The sequence below is a fragment of the Agarilytica rhodophyticola genome (assembly GCF_002157225.2).
GTDB lineage: Bacteria > Pseudomonadota > Gammaproteobacteria > Pseudomonadales > Cellvibrionaceae > Agarilytica > Agarilytica rhodophyticola.
Genome location: NZ_CP020038.1, coordinates 5,731,190 through 5,755,716, shown reverse-complemented (window position 1 = coordinate 5,755,716; position 24,527 = coordinate 5,731,190). Strand labels below are relative to the sequence as shown.

12 protein-coding genes are annotated in these 24,527 nt (G+C 39.5%); 5 read left to right on the top strand and 7 right to left on the bottom strand.

Going from position 1 to position 24,527, the window contains the following annotated elements:
• Positions 1–22: 22 nt before the first annotated feature.
• Positions 23–1,057 (bottom strand): hypothetical protein, encoded by a 1,035-nt coding sequence (locus BVC89_RS23870; RefSeq protein ID WP_086933617.1) that lies wholly within the window; start codon positions 1,055–1,057, stop codon positions 23–25.
• Between the two features lie 1,351 nt (positions 1,058–2,408).
• Here BVC89_RS23870 and BVC89_RS23865 point away from each other — a divergent pair.
• Positions 2,409–3,827 carry a carbohydrate-binding protein gene (locus BVC89_RS23865; protein ID WP_086933616.1) on the top strand — a complete coding sequence of 473 codons (1,419 nt, stop codon included), beginning with the start codon at positions 2,409–2,411 and terminating at the stop codon, positions 3,825–3,827.
• 76 nt (positions 3,828–3,903) lie between these two features.
• On the opposite strand, the gene BVC89_RS23860 is transcribed toward BVC89_RS23865, so the two are convergent.
• The 3 genes from BVC89_RS23860 to BVC89_RS23850 form a co-directional block, all read right to left on the bottom strand.
• Complete coding sequence (locus tag BVC89_RS23860; RefSeq protein WP_086933615.1) at positions 3,904–6,282, bottom strand: phage tail protein; 2,379 nt, start codon at positions 6,280–6,282, stop codon at positions 3,904–3,906.
• Between the two features lie 324 nt (positions 6,283–6,606).
• The gene (locus BVC89_RS23855; protein ID WP_086933614.1) at positions 6,607–7,377 is read right to left on the bottom strand and encodes a hypothetical protein; all 771 of its coding nucleotides are present in this window, start codon (positions 7,375–7,377) and stop codon (positions 6,607–6,609) included.
• A gap of 108 nt (positions 7,378–7,485) precedes the next feature.
• Entirely contained in the window at positions 7,486–8,172 is a 687-nt protein-coding gene (locus BVC89_RS23850; protein ID WP_086933613.1) for a glycine-rich domain-containing protein, read from the bottom strand.
• Positions 8,173–8,519: 347 nt separating this feature from the next.
• Here BVC89_RS23850 and BVC89_RS23845 point away from each other — a divergent pair, with 347 nt between their 5' ends.
• Complete coding sequence (locus BVC89_RS23845) at positions 8,520–10,223, top strand: transporter substrate-binding domain-containing protein (protein ID WP_086933612.1); 1,704 nt, start codon at positions 8,520–8,522, stop codon at positions 10,221–10,223.
• Positions 10,224–10,295: 72 nt separating this feature from the next.
• Here BVC89_RS23845 and BVC89_RS23840 read toward each other — a convergent pair whose 3' ends face one another.
• Both BVC89_RS23840 and BVC89_RS23835 read right to left on the bottom strand, forming a co-directional pair.
• Positions 10,296–11,663, bottom strand: coding sequence for an esterase-like activity of phytase family protein (locus BVC89_RS23840; RefSeq protein WP_086933611.1), 1,368 nt, complete (start codon positions 11,661–11,663; stop codon positions 10,296–10,298).
• A gap of 382 nt (positions 11,664–12,045) precedes the next feature.
• Positions 12,046–13,287, bottom strand: coding sequence for an ABC transporter substrate-binding protein (locus BVC89_RS23835; protein ID WP_216825035.1), 1,242 nt, complete (start codon positions 13,285–13,287; stop codon positions 12,046–12,048).
• Positions 13,288–13,351: 64 nt separating this feature from the next.
• On the opposite strand from BVC89_RS23835, the gene BVC89_RS23830 reads away from it, so the two are divergent.
• Positions 13,352–14,950, top strand: coding sequence for a methyl-accepting chemotaxis protein (locus tag BVC89_RS23830; protein WP_086933610.1), 1,599 nt, complete (start codon positions 13,352–13,354; stop codon positions 14,948–14,950).
• A 51-nt stretch (positions 14,951–15,001) separates the two neighbouring features.
• Here BVC89_RS23830 and BVC89_RS23825 read toward each other — a convergent pair whose 3' ends face one another.
• Positions 15,002–15,883 (bottom strand): LysR family transcriptional regulator, encoded by an 882-nt coding sequence (locus tag BVC89_RS23825; RefSeq protein WP_086933609.1) that lies wholly within the window; start codon positions 15,881–15,883, stop codon positions 15,002–15,004.
• A gap of 316 nt (positions 15,884–16,199) precedes the next feature.
• On the opposite strand from BVC89_RS23825, the gene BVC89_RS23820 reads away from it, so the two are divergent.
• Positions 16,200–23,774 carry an RHS repeat-associated core domain-containing protein gene (locus BVC89_RS23820; protein ID WP_086933608.1) on the top strand — a complete coding sequence of 2,525 codons (7,575 nt, stop codon included), beginning with the start codon at positions 16,200–16,202 and terminating at the stop codon, positions 23,772–23,774.
• Entirely contained in the window at positions 23,755–24,171 is a 417-nt protein-coding gene (locus tag BVC89_RS23815; protein WP_086933607.1) for a type II secretion system protein GspG, read from the top strand. Before BVC89_RS23820 ends, BVC89_RS23815 begins: the two co-directional genes overlap by 20 nt.
• The last annotated feature ends 356 nt before the right edge of the window (positions 24,172–24,527 follow it).

Below are 24,527 nucleotides of genomic sequence, written 5' to 3'. Positions count from 1 at the left end.
AAAACTCCGCTACATCCGATAGTTATTGTGTACTAGTTAACATAATAATTTCAAAGTTTTCTGCATACCCTGCAATTTTTGCTGCCTTATCTGTGCCATTGATAACCCGTCGAGCGTTGACATAGTCAATTTTGGTCTTATTGACATAGTCGCCAATTTTCTTTGAGGTGTATATCCCCTTTTGCATGGCCCAAACCAAGCCGACATAAGCATTTTCCTTATCCAGCGCCTTAGCTGGGTTTAAATAAATACTTTTGGTCGGTTGGGATACTGTAAACCCTTTGTTGTAATCGATAGCCTTGGTTTTATTCTTGTTAGGGTATATCCCATTGCCGAGCTTTTCATCCAAACGCTGGTAATTATAGCCCCAAGTCAGTTGCACATAGCCCCGTCCATAATACTTATTTTTATAGGTTTTCTTCGTTTTGGGATCTACTACTTTAATTTCTTTGCCATAGGGTCTGCTAGCTCCCTTACCGTACTCTTCGATGCCACGGAAAGTATGAGCGGTTTCATGTTTGGTTGTGGCCAACATATAGGCAAACTCAGGCAGGCTTGTCAGATCGCTATCGCTGCTAGCAGTCGTTAAAATATAGCGCAACCCATCTTTATTATTGGCAGCCATGGAGCCGTATTGTTTTTCATACAAAGCCAAGCAAACCTCAACCTTGAGCGAACTTACGCCACAAGGGCTCACTAGCTTCTTGCGAATATACGCCATTCTACTGCCGTTTGTCGCGACTTTAGCATCGGCCAGTATTGCTTTAATAGTATTGCCTCTGGGGCCCACCCAGCCATCTACAATAGCCATTGACTTAGCGCTTTGGTAGGCTGTGATTCTAGTAACAAGCTCAGTAATGGATTTACCATCTACTTTCAGTTTTTCGAGTTTTTTCCCTCCAGCAGTGCTGTCTAACGTATAACTTGCCGGAGTTTCTGGTTTTGCACCTTCAGATGGTGCCTTTTTATATATAGCAATATCGTTAAGCAATAACTGTAACACGATGACATCAACCGCCTTGTTAGACTTGTCTTTACCAGTACTTTGCTGAATCATTAAAATCTCCAGTTACTTGCAGTATTGAAATCAATTAAATAAGAGGTGCTCCCAGTTTTTTTACTGCACGCTGAACCACTGTAAGCGTCTCGCTTTTTAAGAAGGAAGCGTATACAGAGGTAGAGTATGCTGAAAATGCAGGGACACTTTCCAAGAAACAGACGCTAAAAGCGCTCTTTTTTTGCCACAAGCAGGGGTTACCCTGTCTAATCTGTAGATATCGAGAATATGAACTGGATGGCCATGCGTCAACATTTTTACGGACACCTAGGTACACGTTTTTTTTTAACTTTTAAGGAAACACAAGACCGAAGCAAGCTGTACTGATTTCCTGATAGATTTAATTTTCTCACAGCGATTTGATGACTGTCTTCCGTTGTTTTTAGCGACAGTGTGCTTTTACCGCCAAGACTTATAATTCGCTATCACTGCAATATGTATTTTAATTACTGGCTACTTTTAGCGTTTACCTTTTCAAGCGGCATCTTCTGTGACTGTATCTCTAAGTGCAAGCACTTTAAACCTGAGGCTGAAACCAATAAAAACTTTGTATTTCTGGTCAGTCTTTTTAGTACAAGATGCCTAAAAACACCAATAAAATGTAAGAAAAAAAGTCAGGATAGTTTTAGTTTATTATGGGTTGCTATGATGGCTATGGTATTAAGTAAGATACGTTTGACTTGCTTTCTTATGTTTTATCACTCCCTAGATTTAACAAGAATAATAAATTAAATTTAATTTATTAATAGATTAACAATTTATTTTGAGCAATTAACTACTGTTAATTTGTTGTTCAATCTAGTATTCCTAGACGAAACCTGATTGCAAGTAAAAATAAAAAGAGATTTGTTAAATTTATATTGGTCAGACAATTGGTACTCTATAGTGATTTAAAATTTTTGGTTAAACGTTTACATTTGATTATCATAAAATAAAAATATGATTTTAAATATGTCAAAGGCGTTTAAATTTTAAATACTACCCACTGCGTTTTTTTGATTTATATCAATATAAAAGTATAGGTTTTTAAATTTTTAATAAATTTAAAATAATATAATCAATATTATTGTTAGTGAATAACTCAATGTTTCCTGGTTACACAAAGCTATGAAATATATAGTAGACCAATTTTTAATTAAAAATATTTTGTTTTTTTAAACCAATAAGGCTTAAAAAAACAAAAAAGATATAAATCACATTTTTTTGTCTTTGTAATAACTCTCTTAATTTTTGATGGTTATAATCATTAAATATTACAAATATAGTAGATCGCATATTTGGGGTGAGGTGTAGAGAGTGTCTTTATTTTCTTATCAAAATGTTAATCTAAAACTAACCAAGAGAGATAAAAATGAAAGTTACTAAAAAAGCTTTTCTTTTAAATTTCGTTTTCTTTTCAACGATTTTTTTAAATCAGGGAGCGTTAGCTCAAGATCAGTGTGATACGACTTTGCAATGTAAACTTGATTTTGGGGAGCGGGCGACAGATTGCAAAGATAGCCGATCTGACAAGAGTATATGCATGTGTGGTTCTTTGCCCTGTAATACAGATAGTGGTACAGACTCTAATTCTCTATTAATACCAGCACTGATAGAAGCGGAAGACTTTATTCGTTATTTCGATTCTTCTAATGAACATAGAGGCAACTGTGGTTCTGGCCCGGTAGACCAACAAACAACTTCTGACCCCAAGGGCGGTGGATGTAATATTGGGTGGACTGCTGCAGGAGAGTGGTTGGAGTATGATGTTCAAGTTAACCAAGGTGGTAAATATGACTTCGATTTTCGTTTAGCGTCGCAAGATAAGAATAAAAATCTTAACTTTTCTATAGATGGTAACAGCGTCGATAATATAGTTGCGCCGGGTAAAGGCTGGCAAAAATGGGACGATGTTAGTGTTAAAAATGTACAATTGAATTCAGGTAAGCACACATTAAGAGTCACCTTTACCTCTGGGTCAGTAAACTTTAATTATTTTGATGTCAAAAAATCAGGTAGTAACTCTGGTAACAATAAACTTGGTTTCTTCAATAAAAATACAGATTTATTATTGTTACATTTCGATTTAGATAACGACCTTGATGATGCTCACGGTATCGCTGGAGCTGGAACTATGTTGCAAGATGCACGTTTACAGGGAGTGAATTTTCATGCTGTAGTAGGTACCTATTCAAAGAGACCAAGTTCTTTTCCTAATATGAACCGCCTTATGAATTTGGCATTTTCCAACAATTGGTCAAATGCTCATACAAAAAGGAATAATGCTCTCAATACGGTTGTTAATAAATCGCTCAGGACATTGAGAAATGGTGGTGATATATGGATTGCTGAGGGTGGTGAGTCCGATTTTAGTGCAGATGTGCTACGTGCTATAAAAAACCAAGCGAAGAACATAAACACCAAAGCAAAGATTCATGTAGTTCAACATAGTACTACCAATGAAAAAAAATCCAATCAAAAAGATTTTAATTTTGTTAAATCAAATACCGATTATAGAAAAATACCAGATGGCAACATAGAAGGTAATGGGTCATCAGGATTTAGAACTTTTGCTACCCAATACTGGGGTAGGGCAACTTCAGATGTGGAGTCAGGCGCAATGTGGCAGGAAGCTCGTGATATGGCCAATCAATTCAATGGTCAATTTGGACGTTTTGATAATGTTCATATAGGTCGTGGAGGTATGGACTTTTCTGATACTCCCGAATTTTGTTATATCATAGGTATTAATCCCCGTGGTGTGAAGGAATTCTTTGACGAATTTCTATAAAACTTATTTTATAAGATATTGATAATAAAAGCCCAGTTGAATGACTGGGCTTTTTTTCAGTAAATAACCTTACAAGTTAACCACCTGTGAAAGAGAAGGCTTTCTGCTCTGGGCATCGGCCAAAGACTTCATGATCGAATCTAATGCGTGCTTTACTTCCACCTATACGCTTGGTACAAGCTTTAATATAGGTATTGACACACGTTCTACCATTTTGCCTTTTAATAGAGTTATTACCTATTCCGCTACCACCACTACCTGGTGAATGATAGTCTTTAATATCAAGGCCAAAGCCACGATTAAGACCTTGGTCATATCCTTGGAACGTATCTTCAAAACATGAAGCATTAGTCAAGCAGGTGTATTTATCTGTTTCGATACATTTTTTATTCCAAGCTCCGCCGGTAACACTATCATTGTGTGAACCTGTTTCAGAGGTTGCTCGTAGGTAGTCGATCTTATTTCCTAGCTCATGATAAAGATTTACAGGTGAAGGTAATACGCCTGGCATGCTTGGATTGGAAATACCTGCGGTGAAATAGGTAGCTGGGTCTTCACAATTGATGCGGTCAACAGACGTTGCACAGTAATCTTTTGCTATTTTAAGTTCGACACCCATTGTGTCACAATGGCTAATATCTATTTTACTACCGCCGATATCTTCATAGGTCTCAAGAGTTTTACAACGTTGTCTGCGCTCGGCATCCAAGAAGTTCCAACGTCTCACTTTGGACATATCGGGTAAAAATCGATTGAAGATATCGTAGTAATTGTAATCAAGCAGTGATGTAGGATGTGGATAATTACGATATTGCAATGCTAGTGCACGATAATTACTCTCGTTAGTACCATTAACAAACTCTTGAATTTTAGTATTAAAATTGTTGATAGTAATCCCTGTTTCGATATTTTCTGGTCCACCAAGTGTATATGCTTCGACGCTCATGTTAACGGATTGTAGTAAGGCTCTAAATTGCTGAACCTGACTGCTTGAATACGCACCATCTAATATACTCTGTATTCCTACTTCTATGTTGGTATTATTTTCTGATACCTGATTTGTAGCAAAACTCTTACTATCATAGGAAAATACGAGATAAAGCTTTGCACCGAGATCCGTACTGCCAATGTATTGATCACCACATCGTTGACGGAAAGCGTTACGACCATTACTGTCCCTGCGAGACAACATATTATCTACAAAGTATCTTTTTATTGGATCATTTTGTGTTGTCACCGACCATGTTTCACGGTTTTCAACAACTCTGGCAACAAATACTTCACTATGATTACCCGTGAGGCTTTCTAATAATCTTCGTGATTCGCTACTGATATTAGCTGAGACATCCTCGGTAGTAAGATCAACTGATGCTGCATCTGAAATATCTAAACTTTTAAAAAGATCGGAAGTATTTCTTATAAACGTTACTTTTTTAACATCCTGTTTACTTGAAGGAGCCTTAAAAACACGATAATCATCGTGATTGAAGTTTAGACAGGCTTCTGCAAGAGCACTGTTTAGTCGATCGAAGCCCTGTCCAAGATTAAAATTATCTTCAGGATCATCACCTGTTCTTGCATTCGGATTGCGGGTACTAACACTTCCTCGTCTGCCTGCAGATGTACGATATTTATATTCGCCTCTAAACGTTTTTGCTGTTTGCGCATATTGTTCGTTTTCGGCATCATCTGAAACTAGAAATGGGTATTGCGCATAGAGATCTATCGTTTCAGGTTTGTTCGCTACCATCCTATCGCCATAACGGTAACTGCTACAGCCGTTACTATTACATGAGCGAACCCTAAAACGATAATTGCCGTTATCAAGGCTGACATTTCGCGACCTTGCACTACCTGAATATACATTTGTCCATGAACCATTATTTTTACTTTGGTCCAGGTAGTGCGTTACTCCTGAAGTAGTGGAAGTTCTCCAGTCTATGTCAACGTTTCCACTATTCGTATAACCTGCATATTCTATCTCACTAGGTGTGCCTGGACGTACAGCGACAGAAATATTAGAGCTAAGACGATAACCGCCACAGCCATAAGAATTACAAGCGCGAACGCGATAGCGATATGTACCATCGGATGCAGTTACTGAACGAGATAATGCGCTGCCGCTATAAATACGTGACCACAGACTATTCCCTACTTGGTTTTGATACAATTCATAACGAGATGCGAAGCCACTAGGCCGTGACCAGGTTACAGAGAAACTGCCACTAGAATTAGAGGATGGAACCGTTATTCTAGAAGGTATTCCAGGGAAAAGGTTATCGTTACAGTCATCAATGGGAATACGTGAATTTAAGCTATCATTATCTAGGGGCTCTGGGCATATGGGGATTTCAGGTATTGCATATGCATTTGAACAAAGTATTAATGCGCCGCTAACTAAAGGCGCCGCTATTATTTTTTGATGTCTTTCAAAGAATCGTTTAAATATGAACATATTATGTACCGTAAATATTTATGTAAGTTTTTTACGATGATATTTTTAGGAGGCTCTAGTATCGATACAAAATTACTGACGCAAAAGCGTCTAGCTATAAATCTCATCGCACGACCCAATGATAGATATCTGGCAGAATAATAATTTGTTTAGAATGCAGTTGTTATTGACTAAGCGTGCATAGAACTAATTTATATAGCAGCAATATTGTTAGAGTAAAATAACTAAGGAATTACTGATTAAAAAGTATTATGTAGATAGGTAAATATAAAAAACCTGAATATTGTAATTATGAGATAATAAGTGTTAATAATTATAGGTAGGTTAATAATTATAGTTTTGTTCTATCTTGGCCGCTTTTTTACGTGCTTTTATAATTTCTTTCTTCGTTAATTTATAGCCAGGATTTTTACCCCCCATCAACAAGTTAAAAAGTTTTTGCTGCGTTTTGTTTGGATGTTTCAAACCTAATATATGTCCTATTTCATGACTTATCGTTCTACTTAGAGAACCAATTTTATAGGGTCTGCTCTCTACTAACTGAAATCTTTGAGGTGGCTTTTTGCCTTTAGATGGTTTATCTGTCCATTGGCCAACAAAAATTCGTTTATATTTTCTGTTAGCATTTCCTTGAGATGTTTTCCCTAAGTAAGGCACTAGGTAAATATTAATGACATTCTTGTTGTGATTAGCCCAATTGATAAGTTTGTTGAGATGACTAATACGCTTTGGGTCAGATCTCCCTTTATCATCTCTCTGAGATTTTACTATTTGCGTAATAAGGTAATTTTTGTTATCGAGGTTGAGTGTTTTACTATGAAAAATATTCTCTAATTCAAACTCTATTCCTGCTGGCAGCCATATATTATTTACTTCTGGCAGAACTGTATTTTTCAAGTCCTCACTGCTCACCCAGCTTTTCATATCTGCTCCGTTACTTTTCATAGTTAAATCTTTTACTATATGAAAACGTAAAGGAATAGAAATAAGCGATTGTGCGTTAACGCTGTTACTAACAAAGGCTAAAAGAAATATAGCGAATGGGATCTTTATTACAATAAAAACTTTTAACATGCCGAGATTTTTTAACGTCATTATGTTGTGATAAGCGCCTTGGGGTGGCTTTAGGCGGAAAAACTATGGTTATACCAACCTCCTTGCAGATATCTATGTTGTTTGTAATTATTTTAGTTGCTGCGGTCTTTACCCGCCGCAGCCACCACAACTACTTCCACAACCACCGCAGCCTCCTGTTCCCCCATCTTTTTTGTTGTCGTTTCTATTACTATTAGCCGAATTTTTAACTAATTTCAAAATAATCAATCCTCCTATAAAAATTAAAGACACCCAAAATACAAATGCCGACTCTGTGCGTACTTCATAAGGAGAAGCCAACGCTGTTATTGTAAAGGTGGAAAGAGCGAGCGTAGCGCATAAGATTAACCAGTAATTTGTCTTAGGTTGTAACTCTTTATCAGTTGTTATTGGTTTATTTGTTGTTGTCGGCCAGTATGCTTCAGGATGTGGTTCTTGAAAGTATTGACGATATAGCTTTAGCGTATACTGGTATTGATTATCAATGGTTTCCCGCTCCGATGGTGGTGATGGATTATGGTGTAGTCTAAAGCCCAGTATATTCGTGCATAACTCCTCCCAATAACAATGGCTAAAAGTTAAATGTAAATGCCATACCTGATCTACAATCGTAGACGGCGTCAATACAGATTCAGAGACCGTCGTAAGATAGATAAAGCGTTTATATTCATAGATGGCCTGATCACAAACATCGCTACTCCATGATGTCTGTTGCTGTAGCTTGTTTACAAACAATTCTGCCTGCTCTCCACCAGGGGTAAAGTGCGATAGTGCGAGCCATTTATCATCCAACATAAGATATCTCCAGCAATTGATATTTCGTGTTATCTGATGAAATTATTGCGCTGCTTTTTACGACTTAGAACCGTTATTCGATAATTCGTTACGACCATAAATGCTGAAAATCTAAGCTTAATCTGTTTTGGTTAAAAAGTGTTCGGATGTGTGTGCCAGAGCAATAACTTATTGATTTTTATAAATTTAAAATTAATATTCGTAGAGAGATCGTAACGTTGTATTTACTAATTAGTGACGATTTAGAGGAAAATTGAGCATGGCTCATAAAGTCATGGTTTAATTTATATAAAGGATGAGGAGTTATATATTTATGTATTTTTACGCGAAAAGAGCAGAACCTCAAAATGCTTCCTGAGTTTTTGGATGAACAAAAAACCTACAAAGTGGGCACTGAACCATTAGCCGATGTGCAGGAGTTGGCACCGTTAAAGCGCTGGTTGGAGAAAAAAGAAGCAGAGACAAACCGTCAAACCAGACCTGCATGGATCGAGATTATCTGGGCGCTAGTTAACCTTTCTGAACAGCGCTTGTCCGATCAGGGGCAAGCTCTTGAGACCTGTGTATTTGAAACACATATTATCGCTCGTCAAGCCGCTAAACAACGTTCTGAAAGGCAACTACCTACCCGCTTTGTAACGGATGAAATTAAACGAGTTAGTAACCACCAATTAGACTTTCTAAGTAGCTTGGACGATGCGGCGTCAGCCGATATGGCTGCGGTTATCGGTTGGTATCGGTTTACTAACAGGCGTGGCCTTGGCTTTGCAAAAATGACTAAAGAGTCAGCTCTAGTGCTATGTTCTAGTAATACCAAAGAAGAGGAGAAAACTGGTAAAAATAAGGGTGTTCCAGACCATAGTGACATTGTAGGCGCTATACATAAAAGTGAGCTGAAAACTTCTATCTATAAGAAGTGGATGACCGGGTTCCTGGGTATATTTGTATTATCGCTAGTTGCTGCTATTGGCGTTTCGCTCTATCCAGCGCATGAATACATTTTATCCCAGAATGTATTGTCAGCAATAAAGCAAAATAAAAAATTGTTATGTGGTGTAGATGGCCTATTGCCTCACTTTTCTTTACGCAATGATGCAGAACAAACATGGTGGGGGCTTGATGTAGAGCTCTGTAAAGCTTTAGGACGTGCGCTTGAAGTAGATGTGGAATATGTAAAGGTAAGTAGCTCACGGTTTGAAAAACGCATTGCGGCATTGGAAAAGCAAGATGTTCATATACTGTTTCGCAATACCTCACACACTATTACGCGTGATCTTAACAGCAAAATTTTATTTGGCCCTATTTATTTTTACGAACGAGAATATCTACTTGACCTTGTATCTGAAAATGATAGTGCTCTAGTATCAAACAATGAAATACGAGATAAAAATGTTTGCGTTAAGCCAGGCACATCTAATGCGCAGGCGCTGTATTATCTTAAACAAGAAGTTAATTTTCATATTATTACTCAAGATAAAGCAGGTAATAATTTATCCGATAATGTAAAACTGCTACAAGCTTTGCGCGCAGATAATAGATTGTGCGATTTTGTTTTTGGCAATTACTTTATACTCAAACAGATAAAAATCGACCAGGAGAGGCGAAAACTCGGGGAAGCATTAGCACTTAGAACTTTTGATAAAGCCGGATTAGACCCGCTTGCGCCTGTTCTACTAAGAGATTATGGTTGGCAAACAATTATTAACTTCACAATTTATGCATTACTCTATGCCGATAAACTAGGTATAAACTCCTATAATGTAGACGAGAAATATATTTCTGGTAATACGATAGAAAGGCAATTTCTAATGGCAAAAGGCATGGAGGAAATTGGGCTTTCTGAAGAGTGGGTATTGCGAATTATTAAAGCTGTTGGCAACTACAGTGAAATATATTATCGTTCTATTGAATGTTCATATGTTGCCTGTGCAATAGCTGACGAAGATGAGTTTCATAAACTAATGAAACAAATAGACGGTAAACGATGGCCTAATAAAGTGTTCAACCTGCATGATAAAAGACCTGGTGTTTTGCATGCGCCGCGTTTTTAAGAAGTGAGGGCAGGCCAAATGCTCGCCCTCACTATACGCGCTCTCACCAAAGATCTATTTTAGTTTTTACAATTATTCATCATCGCTAGGAGCGAATCGCGCTATAGGCCTTGGGAATTTCAGCTTGATAAACTCAGTACTATCTGGTGTCCCAGGAGCACGCCCGTCTTCACTCGGAAAATTAGTATCAATAGCAACACCTAAGGTTTTTCTATTAAACACTACGAGGCTTTCGATAGAGTCAAACGGCATACTAAATTTTTTATCAGCTAAGCCTTCCAGTGGTCCGCCTATATCTTTAGGATCATTAATATCCAAGAGGTCTATTAACAATCTTTTGCGCAATATTCCATCTTCGTCAGTAACATTGAGATCAATGATATAAAGTCTTTTCACTTCAGCATTAGCGCCGAATTTACTGTCACGTTCAATTAATACGTATTTATCTTTGCCAACGTTTGTCATATCACCAATAACAATGTTATTGCCCAATACTGGACCATCTTTACGGTATTTATATGTAACACCGGTATAAGAAGATGTTTTTGGATCAAATTGGAAAATTTCAAGTACTCGCTCATCTTCTGCGCGAGGTCTTAGTTCAGGCTTCACTGGTGCAGCTTCTGGCACAGCATATAAAAACTCATTATCATTATCAAAAGCTAAGCTTTCAAAGCCTCGACTAGCGCCATGGGTCGCTTCTTCAGGAAGCGCCAGTGCAACAGGATGGAAAGGACTTACTAAAAATGGATGCGCAACAGGTTCTTCAATTAAAGTACCTTCAGCATCAAAGTGAAGTAGGAACGGCCCAAACTCTTCGCCAACCCAGTAGCTGCCATCATTAGCACGAGCGATTGATTCAACATCAAAATCATAACCGGTTAATAAACGATTATCTTTGATGTCTGAGTCTACAGGAATATTAGAATTCTCCCCAAAGCCGCTGCCTTTTCTATAGTTCTCTAAGTCAGCGGTAATAACCAGGTCTATACCTTTACCGTTTTTAAGTAGGTTATTACGATCGTTAAAGGGCACGAAAAATTGATTTTCAATATTTCCCGGTTTGGTCGTACCATCACCGCGTTTTTTAAAGTCTACTTTTACATTATAAAAACCGATTAAATAATCAGCGGAATTTCCTTTTGCTCCGAAGCCATTATCTGGAAGCGCCGTAAACGAGCCATCATTGTTTCTCAGTAACCCAGACCAACCTGGAATAGGTTGAGTATTGAAGAACGGAGGGGTAATACCTAATTGCCCGTTAATAAATTGACCGGAAGTTGGGCCCTGCTCTCGTTCAGATTGATCTAATGCCGCCCAGCCGACTAAACGATGAGGTACATGACGGTTTTCATTACCGTTAACATATGTACTGCACCCAATAGTTACTGCAAGCGTACTGTAAACAATACGCTTGGTTAGATTGTTGAATCTGATCATAATATAACCTTGATAGCCTATGTATATTAAATATTTGATAACAAACTTACAGAAGTAAGCATAAAGTGTGGGATGATTTTTTAGCCAATTACCTATTTGTCAAAATTAATCTAGCGCCAATGTATTACAAGATTATGATGTGGCGTTTATTATGAATTTTCAGTTGCATAACAATTGATTATATCTATTTTGAGCGAGGTGAGGGTGTTTCCGTGAAGTATAAGCCGAAAGGGTGTTAAAAAAAATGTGAAATAAGTCAACATTTAATAGTATGCACGCTTTTATTGCATAGCAGATATACAGCAAAACATCTTATCTTGCTTTTTATAGGTTTATTCTAAGGTTATAGGTTCATTCTAAGGTTACAGGGGCGTTCTAACGGTTATAAGTTGAAGGATATTCGGCGAGCCTCTTCAAGCTGCTTTAGAGTCCTATCAATATTAGGATCTTGTAAAAAATCAGTAAAAATTCCAATAGCTAGTTCAGCCATTTTTGCATTTGTGTCGCGATCGAAAAACTGCGAAACACCAGCCGCTTTTTCTAGTACCGAACTTCCTTGTTGAATAAAATAATCATTACTTGCTGGGCTTTTCTTATTGGGTGAAATCGTGCCTTGGACGATATTTAACTCAGTTTGAAAAGGCTCACTTGCCACGAACTTCAGAAACTCCTCGGCCATTTTGGGGTGCTTACTGTGTTTTGGAATCATAAATAGATCCAAAGGCGCTTCCTCATAATTCGGAATATTTGGATTTATCACAGGAAAGGGCGAGAACGCAAAATCCTCTTTTAACATTTCGGGTAACTGTCCGGCAAAGAAATTACCGATAAGTGTTATCCCAGATTTTTTATGATACAAGAAGGGTAAAGCCTGCTTCCAATTCCATACTATGTTTCTTTTGACAAAACACTGGTTTGTAATCAGTTCTCGCCAAGCACTGAAAACTTTGCGAACTCTCTCATCGTGATAAGAAATATTACCTGTAAGAAGTGATCTATGAAATTGAAGGCCGTTTATACGCAAGTTGATATAGTCAAACCAGGCAGCAGATGGCCATTTGTTTTTGACTCCTAGGGTGATTGGTTCAATACCTTCTCTCTTCAGTACGTTGCAAACATGTAATAGCTCATTCCAATTCTGTGGCGGAGACAGGCCTAGGTTAGAAAATAATGACTTTCTATAATAAAAACCCCATTGGTAATAAGAAATAGGTATAGCATAATGCTTACCTTGATAAGACACTGCATCAATAGCGCTAGGTGTAAAGCGATTGCTAAAATCTCGCTGTTGCCATAAATCATCAATTTCTTGTAGTTGGCCACGTCGAGCATAACGAAATAAACGTTCTCCCCCTTGCCAGTGAATAACATCTGGTCCACTTTTCTCTGCAAACCATTTTTTCATTAATGCTTTATAATCGGCATCTTCTTTAGCAATTAAACGGACGGAAGTCCCTGTTTTTTCTTCAAATTCTTTGATCTTATTGGTAAAAAAAGTACGTTGTCCGCTAGCTGTGATAAATACACTAACCTCCATGGATTCTGCATGCACTGGGACAAAGCTATAACTCACCAAGAACAGCATGAAAACACTATTCTGTAATTGCTTAAATATCCTCAGCATACTGTTGCCCCCTGGCTAAAATGACATTGCTCTACTAGTATAAGCATAGAAGTAAAATATAAATTTGAATGACATATTCGTTCGTATTTGGGAATGTCAGCAAAAAAATGGCGCCAAAACCTTATCGAAAAGACTGCTAGCTGTGACTCTAAAGACAAAACTCAACCTTGCCTTACTTGTAATCTTGACCGCTGTTTTAGCCATCTATGCAGTGGTAGATTTATGGCAAGTGCAGAAAAGCCTCACCGTAAAAATGGAGCAAGCCGCACAAAATACTGCATCTAGAATAGGTATTACTCTAGCTAGCCCTCTTTGGAATTTTGATATTGCAACTGCGAAAAAGATTGCTAAAGCTGAGCTTGGGACAAATGATTTGACAGGGATATCAGTATTTAATCTTGAGAAAAAGCTACTTTTTAGTATTTCATGGGACGAAGATAAGAAAATAATAAATGATGGCGAGTTTCAAGGTAGTGTACTTTTCGAAAAAGAAACCAGCATTAAAGTGGATGATCAGGGAGTTTTTTACGATACCGGCCAGGTGAAGTTAGTTTTTTCCAACGCGACCCTCAACGGATCTTTCTACGAGACAATAAAGCGAAGTATCCTACAAACTGTTATTCTTGTAGTCGCATGCTTGGTGTTAATAAGTGTTTTTGCCCATCGGGTTATTATTCATCCCCTTGAGAAAATCAATAAGCGTGTATTAGATATTGCTTCGGGTAATGGCGATCTTACCAAGCGTTTGGATCATGACTCAAAAGATGAGCTGGGTGAGTTGTCCTCAGGGATAAATTTATTTATCGAAAATATTCAAGGCATTATAAAACATATTATTGATGTGACAGAGAAGCTCAATAGTTCTGTGCACTTCAACCAAGAAAATATACATGGTCTTAATTCTTTGATGGAAGATCAAAATCATCAACTGAGTCATATTGTGACAGCCATCGATGAAATGCAAGCGACCTCTGCCGACGTAGCTTCTAGCGCAGCCAGCACTGCCGACGTTGTTCAAGAGACAACTAATTTAGCTCATGAGGGTATGAGTGAAGTTTCCTCGGCGAATCAAGTGACTCAAGATCTCGCCAGAAATGTTGATGAATCAACAGTAAAGACGTCCTCTTTACAAGAACACTCACAATCGATAAGTACCGTTATCGATGTTATTAAAAGTATTGCTGAACAAATCAATTTGCTGGCTTTAAATGCTGCCATTGAAGCCGCCCGAGCAGGCGAACAGGGTCGAGGTTTTGCTGTGGTTGCCGATGAGGTGAGAACTCTTGCTCAGCGTACACAGGAGTCTACATCGGATATCACTAATATTATTACCGAGCTGCAACAGCAGGTGGAGCAGACTCATGAGCTTATGATGAACGGTTTAGAGAAAGCAAACTTAAACGTTACTTCTGTCGCTCAAGCAGGTAACACTATTAAAGGTATTCAAGACTCTGTTGAAAGAAACCTTTCCAGTGCCACGACAATTGCAGCGGCTGCCGAAGAGTTGAGTCAAACGCTTGTCCGCTTAAAAGATAATGTAGATAGTATAAAAGCTGGTAATGACAAAACCCTTAAAATTACTGCAGAGAACGACCAATCAAATATAGCGCTAGTTGAGCTTAGTGAAAAAGTTGCAGGTTTGGTAGAGCAATTTAAAGTTTAGCCTCAGCCGTTAGTAGATTTTTAAGCAATCTATTATTCATCTACATATTAACTACAGTGGGTTATCTTGAAATCTCGACAGTAGAAAATCTATTGCCATACGAGCTTTTGCCGACAAGTATCTTCTGTTCGCGTATACAATCCAAGTAGAACCTCGGTTTTTCCAGTAACCACTTAAAACACTTTCTAACTGTTTGTTTTCTATAGTATCGCCAAAACTCGTTATCGGCATATAGGCAATACCTAACCCTGCTTTACATGCATTGACAACCGTTCTTACGCTATTGGCCTTGATTCTTCCATTAACGCTCACTTCTATGGTTTTATTATCGCACACAAACGGCCACCGATTATAAGTTGTCACTATGCAAGAATGAGCACTGAGATCTTGCGGCGTTTCAGGGCGGCCAAAATTATACAAATACTCAGGGCTGGCTGCTGTAATATAATTATGATCCGATAATTTGCGTGCGATTAAATTTGAGTCTGGTAATGAGCCGAAACGAATAGCGAAATCAAAACTTTCTTCAACGAAATTCACCATGCGTGTATTATAATCCAGCTCGAGAGTTAGCTTTGGGTGCTGTGCAATAAACTCAATAAGCACAGGTATTACGTTTTTTTCGGCAAATTCTCCAGCGGCTGTCACTCTCAGCACACCGCTTAATTCAATTTGCCCGGCAGTTAGTATTTCATTGGCTTGATCTAGGCCATGTACGAGATCTACACAACGTTCATAATAAATAACGCCAGCATTTGTTAATTTCACTTGGCGAGTAGAGCGCGCCACTAGCGCTATACCCAGGCGGGCCTCAAGGTCGGCTATTCTGCGACTTACATGGGATGTAGAAACATTTAAACGCCTAGCTGCCGAAGAAAACCCTTGGGTTTCAGCCACTGCAATAAATTCAGTAATCCCCTCGAACATGGACATTGTTGCACACCTGCAATAGTTTTGCATATATTTTTATTATTATGCTATTTGATGACGGTAATTGCAATTGTATATAAGAGTGAAAAATGCAGCAGTGAAGAGTATTCTAGTCACAATATAAGCTTATCAACGACTCGATTAGTGTAGACAGCCCCTTACAACTTTGATTACCATAGAAATAAATGTTTAGGAAAGGTGTTTGAACGGAAGCATCCCGCAAATGGATTGCTTTTCTCCCAAATGAACTTTCAAAATATCTCACCTGATTTTTATTTTAATACCACTAAATTTGGTGGTAACCATATGGGGACTTTATATGCTCGTTCGAGTATTGCAGATATTTTTCATATTAGCTTCATATTTATTAGTACCGTCCTTAGTTCATGCAGTTGATTTTAATAATAACAAATATGATATTTATCGCGGTGACGTGAACGGTGATGGCACAGATGACATATACCTTCATGGCAAACAACAATTTATTTTGCTGCATAGTGAAATTAGTATCCCTATAATTGTTCCCCCACAAAGTGCTTATATTATTGATGGCGTTACAGAGCAGACGGATCAAGTTGATTGCTCCCCCACCGGTTGTGGTGGCCAGATCATTATCTCGAAATTCTTTTCTTCATCCCCCAGGCTTCAGAGTCCTGCGTTATCAGATCAAGAGATTTTAGATTTAGGTTTAACTTTATTAGTCGAGGGAATAGATTATTTTTTATCTGATTTCAATCAAGACAATATTACGGACATTCTGTTAAGGGCCCCAGATTTTGATAAAGCCTATATTTATACCGGCAGCGTAGCAAATAGTGCGCCTTCCCAATTTAAAGAATATACCGATCAACACAGTACTTTAATTAATGACTCTGGCACAAGGCTGTCGTTAAAAGATACTAATGGTGATGGCTTACCAGAGATCGTCATTGCTGCAGAAAATAGCCTTTATGCCGATACCGCCATTTTTGGTGGCGGTAACTACGAAAATATAGATTATGTTCTCGAAGCATCTGCCCCTTTGCCGACAACGCTAGTGGGATCTACTAATGGCGCGTTTCGAGTGAATGAATCGGGAGCGGCGACTTATAGCGTATCCATCTCAATGCCAGAAGGTATTGCAGGTGTTATGCCTTCTGTTTCTTTGGATTATTCATCACTGAATACCAACACTGTTGTTGGCCGGGGATGGTCTTTAAGCGCCGGCGGTGCAATTACCCGTTGTCGATCAACATTATTTGCCGATGGTCAAGCAAAGCCTATCCAACTTAATAACGAAGACAAATTTTGTTTAAATGGCCAGCGTTTGATTCTGGTGAGTGGTACCTATGGTGCTCCAGGATCTGAATATCGAACAGAGATTGACGCCCATGAGTATATTTACGCTGTTGGCGGAACCAATGGCGACCCAGCTTACTTTGATATCATTGCCAAAGACGGAACACTAAGTCGTTACGGCTCAGCAAACAATGCCAGTCTGGATCTGGGCTCGAAAACCTTAGTGTGGGCACTAAGTCGTCAATCAGATAATTTTAGTAATAATATCGATTATTACTATCTAGGTGGAAGTGATAGCCATAGGCTCGACAGAATAGTTTATGCCGGTGGTGAAAGCGTCATTAAATTTAACTATACAATGGCGCGGCCCGATATCCAAAAAGGATATACAGCAGGCTATTTAACACAGGCTAGGGCACGTTTAGAAAATATTACTGTAAGCAATAATACTCATACTTTTAGGCGGTACAATTTAAGTTATTTAAAAGCGACAGAAGATAATCGAGTAAGCCGTTTGAGTCGCATACAAGAGTGTACAGTATCAGATGCTTTATGTTTGTCGCCATTAGAATTTGACTGGCAATACCAAACTAGAGAAGTCTCTGCACACGCCAATTTCAATTTTGCTCCCGTCTCCGGTGGACAAAAAACATTACTGGATTTTAAACCTACGGATATTAACGGGGATAGTTGCCAAGATATTATCTATGGCTGGTACGATCAAAGTGATAACCGTTTTTACACGGGCTACTCATTATCGATTCGCAATTGTACAGATTACTCTGCAGTAACGAATATGCTTTCCAAGGCTGCAACAGGTAATGACGATGTCTATCAAACTAGCATTGTTGATTATAATGCCGATGGTCGTCAGGATTTAGCCATTCGTTATGCCGATGATCAAGAATGGCGAATTCATTTGGCTACGCCTGATACCTTTGGCAATTGGAATTTAAATCCCACTCCTGTCGTCACATCTCGAAATTTAACTGGGAAAATATTTGTTGATATTAATTCTGATGGCCTTATTGATAACTTAGACGATAGCGAAGCCATACTATTAAAACGGGATGTCAATTCACCCGAAACGGCTGCTTCTCATTACCATTATGCTACATCTCAACCTCAAACCATCGGCGGCGCCGGAGAAGTTAAAGCTTTTGGCGATTTTAATGGCGATGGTAATGTTGATTACATTAAATTTTCAGAAGTTACATACACTGAAGATGAAACCCCCAACAATATTACTATTGAAACAACTAAGACTATTGCTGCATATATATTTACCGATACTGGCACGCAGTTATTTTGGCAAACATCGACTTTTTTAAGACAATGTCGGACCTGCCCGCCATCGTCAGTAGGGCAAATTTCGGATACCCCAATGGTTGCCGACTTTAATGCGGATAATCTTGCAGATATTGTTGTTTCGGTGGGTAACCAATACCGCTTATATTTAAGCACGGGTACGGGCTTTGCTTCCCCGATTATTTTGCCTGTATTACCTTCGGTCATCCAGCACCCCAATGTGAACGCTACGCTATTGCCATCTACCGTTGATCGAAACCGGGACGGTTTCTTAGATTTATTCTGGCACGACAGAAGCGCTAATAAGTTATTTGTAGCACTTTGGGATGCAGAAAATGAAACATTCTCACCTCCAGAGTCTATACGTAATGTTGCCGATGATAATACCTATAGCTATATGGATGTAAACGGCGATGGCGCGGATGATCTTGTTGAGTTGCGCAATGCTTATAGCAGTGACAGAGAGAAAAGGATTCTTTTCTATCTTAATCAAGATGATGCTAATCACAACCTCATTACTTCATTTGTTAATAACTTTGGTAATGTAACAAATGTTAAATATGAGCGTTTGAATAAAACTGGTAGCTATGCACGAATGGAGATACGTGCACAATCTCAAAGTCAATATCGTCAATGTTCGTACTACGAACAAGAACCAGGAGACTTGTTGGGTCAGTTGTGTGAATTCCGCGAAGTTAACTACGACGACTTTAATAGGTATCTTCACAACCCATTAAATGTCGATTCAAGTTCGAGTGAATTTGGTCGGCCTATTATTGATTTAAATTCACCTACGCCAATTGTTACCAGTGTCGAAAGCTCTGCTCCAGTTGCCGGTAATCCCAATGCGCTAAATCGTGTTGACTACTTATATGCAGAAGCGAAATTGCAGGCTGGTGGACGAGGGTTCCTCGGTTTTAAATCATTAACCTCTATCGACACTCAAACAGGCATTTATACAACCACAGAATATCGTCAAGATTTCCCTTATATTGGCATGCCGACTAATACGATTGTAAGAACCAAAGAAGGCAAGAAACTTTCTGAGAAAATAAATAACTACGATCTGTTCCAGCCGAATAATGTTAGCTTTTACCAGCCTAAGCTGATAACAAGTACTGAACACGTTTACTCAACTAGTACGAACACACATTCTGTTACGGGAGATGTTCTTGTCGATGACAGTTCTCCCCTTGCAACCACCGTCACACACACCAATTTTGATAGCTTTGGTAACTTGCTTACGTCTACTACCAATGTGAGCGGTATTTTTACCGATCCGGATGCTAATTCTGGGGCAATCACAATCAACCAGAGTAAGTCGACCATTAATAGCTATTCTGGCAGTACCAGCATATCCCTACATGGCAAACCTTTTTCCTATCAGCAGCTGGGGCGCTTAGTTTCTACATCTACTAGCGGTGAGCGTAATGGTATTGCGCAGGCACCTCGTTATGTGGAGTTCAGTTATTATTCTAATGGCATGTTAGATGAAGAGCGCATAGAGCCAAACAGCACTAATAATGCTCATAAGCTTGTTAAGAAAAATTTCTATGATTCACGCGGCAATACTGAGCGTACTGAAGTAACAGGGTGGAATGGCGATACAATAGAAACCCGTGAATCAAGAGTACTCTTTACCAGTTCAACTAAGCGTTATGCTGATAAACGTATCAATGCTAAAGGCCATGAGATTGAAGAAATATTGGCGCGCAATAACTTTGGTGCGCCGACAAAAATTAAAGGCACTAACGGAATTGTTACAGATGTTGTATTTGATTCCCTTGGCCGCGAAATAAGCCGTACTGATAATACCGCTACACAAAATACATCAAGCTCTGAATATTTAAACTGCTCTCAGGTTTCTCCTGCTTGCCCTATAAATATGGGAGTACAATATGCACTGAGAAAAAGTATTCAACATGGTGTTACTAGTGTCGAATATTTTGATGCACTAGGGCGTACAGTAAGGTCTGCGAGTACAAGTTTTGATGGCCGCTGGGTATATGTGGATACAGAATACGATGCCCTTGGCAGAACTGTTCGGGTCAGTGAACCATATTTTTCAAGCCCTCAATATTGGACATCCACCAGCTACGATATTCTTGGGCGCGCACTGCGTATTTCTGCACCAGCTTCTGCTGGCGGTGCAACGGAAGCGGTAAGCACAATGGTGTACAGCGGCACTACTAGCACCACAACCAATCCCGATGGTCAAACAAAACGTGAAATCAAAAATATTTTCGATGAAGTTATCAAAGTTGAAGATAACGTTCACGATTCAGCAAATGATTATGCCTATATTCGCTATCACTATGATGTAGAGGGGAACCTTAGGGAAACCGCAGTACATTCCGCTGAAGGGGATATTATAAAAACCACAATCGATTACGATTTCCTCAATCGAAAAACATCCATGACCGATGTGGATAAAGGCTATTGGACATATCAATACAATGCTTTCGGTGAATTGATCAGGCAGCAAGACGCAAAAGGTCAAGTAATTAAAAACCGCTATGATCTTCTCGGTCGTATTGTTAAGCGTTTTGATTACTGGAATAGTAGTGAAACTTCCTTAGAAAACTATAGCCACTGGTATTATGACGGAGAAACAGATGACGCCGCCCTAAGTGTTGCCAATGCTATAGGCCAAGTGACAGCGGTTGTGCAAAGTCGAAGTGCTGCTCATACACGTTGCACCCAAGCCAGCACGCAGTATTGCCAGTATCAGACCTTCGATAATTATGGCCGTCCTCTGGTCACTACCACCCATATCAATGCAGATGACAATGATGCTACACCACTTGAAACCTTTAATTCTGATGTCAGCTACGATCCGATAACAGGACGTATCGATATTGCGCACGATGCTATGCATGGTTGGATAAAAGACTTTAGTGTGAACACACAAGGGCAAGATATACAAAGTGGTGTGCGTAACCATTACAACAGTCGTGGCTTCTTAACTCACACGGAAGACTTGGAGACAGGGGAAGAGTTATATCGCACTGACAGCGTTAACGAAAGGGGGCAGGTGACACGTGCTTATGTTGGTCCCTATGGCAGAACGCTATACTACGATGACGCTACTGGCCGTTTAGAAAAGCAAATCGCTTATATTGGCGGTTTGATGAATACTTCTGAAACACCAGATGCGATGACAATCCAACATATCACCTATGATTGGGATATTGTGGGTAATTTGAAATCCCGCCACAACCAAAGTTCACTGGCAAATAATGGCAACCAATCGGCGAACAGAAACCTGCAAGAAAGTTTTTGTTACGATAGCCTCAACCGTTTAATTAAAACCAATATTGGCACCACGAGTGTTAGTAACTGTGCGTCGTTAAGTGCTGCGCAACAAGATACGCGCTATTCATCCATTGGTAATATCACCTACAAAGCGGGTGTTGGTACTTACCACTATCTCCACCCCACAAAAAAACACGCAGTGACTTCAACGGGGGATGGCAATAGTTTTGTTTATGACAATAACGGCAACCTTACTTCTGATAACACCAGAACATTACTTTATTCTACCTTCGACAAAGCTATTCAAATATCGAAAGGCAATCACTCTTCTCGCTTTTTATATGGCCCGGAGCGTGGACGATATTTGCAGGTAGAAACCAATAGCACTGTAGCAGAAAAAAATAAAACAACTCTTTATGTTGGCAATATTGAACGTGTTAAGTTAAATGATGGCACTTATGAATGGCGCCGAAGTGTGACCGGAGGCCAGCGTACTTACACCACAGACAGCAGCTTTGCTGTTATTGGCGATGAAGAAAAGCGTTATATATTTAAAGATCACTTAGGCTCAGTAGATGTTATTGCCGATGACTTGGGTAACTTGGAACAAAGTATGAGCTTTGACCCCTGGGGTGCCAGACGTCAACAAGATAGCAATCTAAGCTTATTCTCCGACACCCAGCTATTTGGTTTTGACGATGGCATTACATCCCGTGGCTATACCGGCCATGAAATGTTGGACGAGCTAGGGCTGATTCATATGAATGGCCGAATTTACGACGCCAGCCTTGCTCGTTTTGCCCAGGCTGATCCTTTTGTACAGGCAGCGGCAGATGTGCAAATGTATAACCGCTATTCCTATGTACGTAACAATCCACTCAATGCCACCGACCCAAGCGGTTATATTCTCAAAAGTTTGTCGAGACGCTTCGGTTTTGCTGGCGGGCATTATTTCCTACATACCGGCGATTTACTCGGCGCCCATGCCATGAACGCGGTTAATAGCCGCTTAGCTCAAAACGATACCTTTGCCCAATGGGCGCCCACGGTGGCAGGCATTGTTTCTGCAGCTATCTGCGGGCCCTGTAGCATAGGCGTCACCGCCATGGTCACCGCCGATATTACCTACTACCGCACCGGCAGCTTCGGCGCAGCCGCCAGAGCCGGCGCCATATCCGCCGCCTACGGAGGCATCACCTACGGTATTGGTCAAGGCTTATCTGCTAATTACGGAGCTAATAATGCCGCAGGTTTGAGTAGTAAGGGCTACGCCCTAAAAATTGCCTCCCATGCAGTAGTCGGTGGCATAATGGCCGAAGTTCAAGGTGGCAAATTCGGCAACGGCTTTGTCGCCGCCGGCTTCTCCGCCGCCGCCTCATCCTACGCCCCAGGAGGCAACGGCAGCGGCCAAGGTAATTTCCCGGCCTTTGCCCAAGGTGTTATCATATCGGCACTGGTAGGCGGCACCTCCTCAGTATTAAGTGGTGGTAAGTTTGCCAATGGTGCGAAATCTGGGGCGATTGTTTATGCTTTGAATTCGGCTGCTAAGAAGGCTGTAAGTAAAAGAAGAGTTTATCTTGATTTCAGTGAGCTTGATGAAAGTTTGTTGGATGGGTTAAATTACGCGGAAGTTAAGGCTAGTATATTAGAAAAGCTTGTAACCGATTATTCAGGGTACAATATAGAGTTTATTGAAGGTAGTGGTTTCCCTATTTTTAGTAAAACCATCTTCTTTTCTAATGCTGTTGTTGATGATGGAACTACATTTGGTCACAACGGCGTTGTTAGGGCTGATGTATATGTAGGGTCAATTGTTAGTGATTTGTCAAAATCTATTTATCATGAATTAAATAATGGTACTTTCTCTAAGCTAAATGCTTCGTTACTTGGAGTAGCTATAGGCAATATAGCTTCACATGAGCTTGGTCATAGATTTGGCTTAGAGCATTATGGTTCAAACTTTTTAATGAGTATCCCTGAGCGTGGTGCTAATGTAAATCCACTTGTCTGGTCTAGTAGATCTAGGGCTATTCTTGATAAAAAACTTAAATAGCCTTGGACTAAAAATGTATAAATTTTATTTTCTTATTTTTGTATTATTAACTTTTAATTGCCAACTCGCTTTGAGTGACTCTCGCGGAAATAGGGTTCAAATGGATTTAAATGCCTTGCGTGTTGCTGTGTTGGCATATGAAGCACATTGTAGAAAGTATCCTCAAAACCTTGACACTTTATTTTCTGAGATACCTAGTTGCGATTATTGGAAGGGGCCTTACCTGTCTACGAAAATAAATCTGGTTGACCCTTGGGGTGAGTCATATATGTATTTTACTGTTGATAGAAAAGCTGGCGTATTTTTTTTGTTATCTAAAGGGAAAGATAATCTTCTTGGATCGCAGGATGATATTGTGATGGTAGGCAAGGCCATAGAAAGAATACATCAACAATAACCAAGTAATAAACATGACACCCATATTTTATCCCAAACAAAGCAACATCTTTGGATAGCTGTCTCGTTAAAATATATGGCTATTAAAGCTGAGGCGGAAGATTTTTTATCGATGTTAAAAGCCTCAGGTAGGCAAGGCTTCTAGCTAGGTAAATGAATTTGAACGCCATGGTCGCATGTATGGTAGGTAAGGAGGCGACAGGTGACCATGGCGTGTGCGGCTTACATCTTCGTAGGCTTTTCTTGTACCCTGACACGAGGCGCGATTTCATTGCCAGAGTCGGAAAAGCCGGTCGGTGGTGTGAATGTCATAGTTAAGTTTTCCTAACTCATTAGTGTGAATATACTGTGTAAACG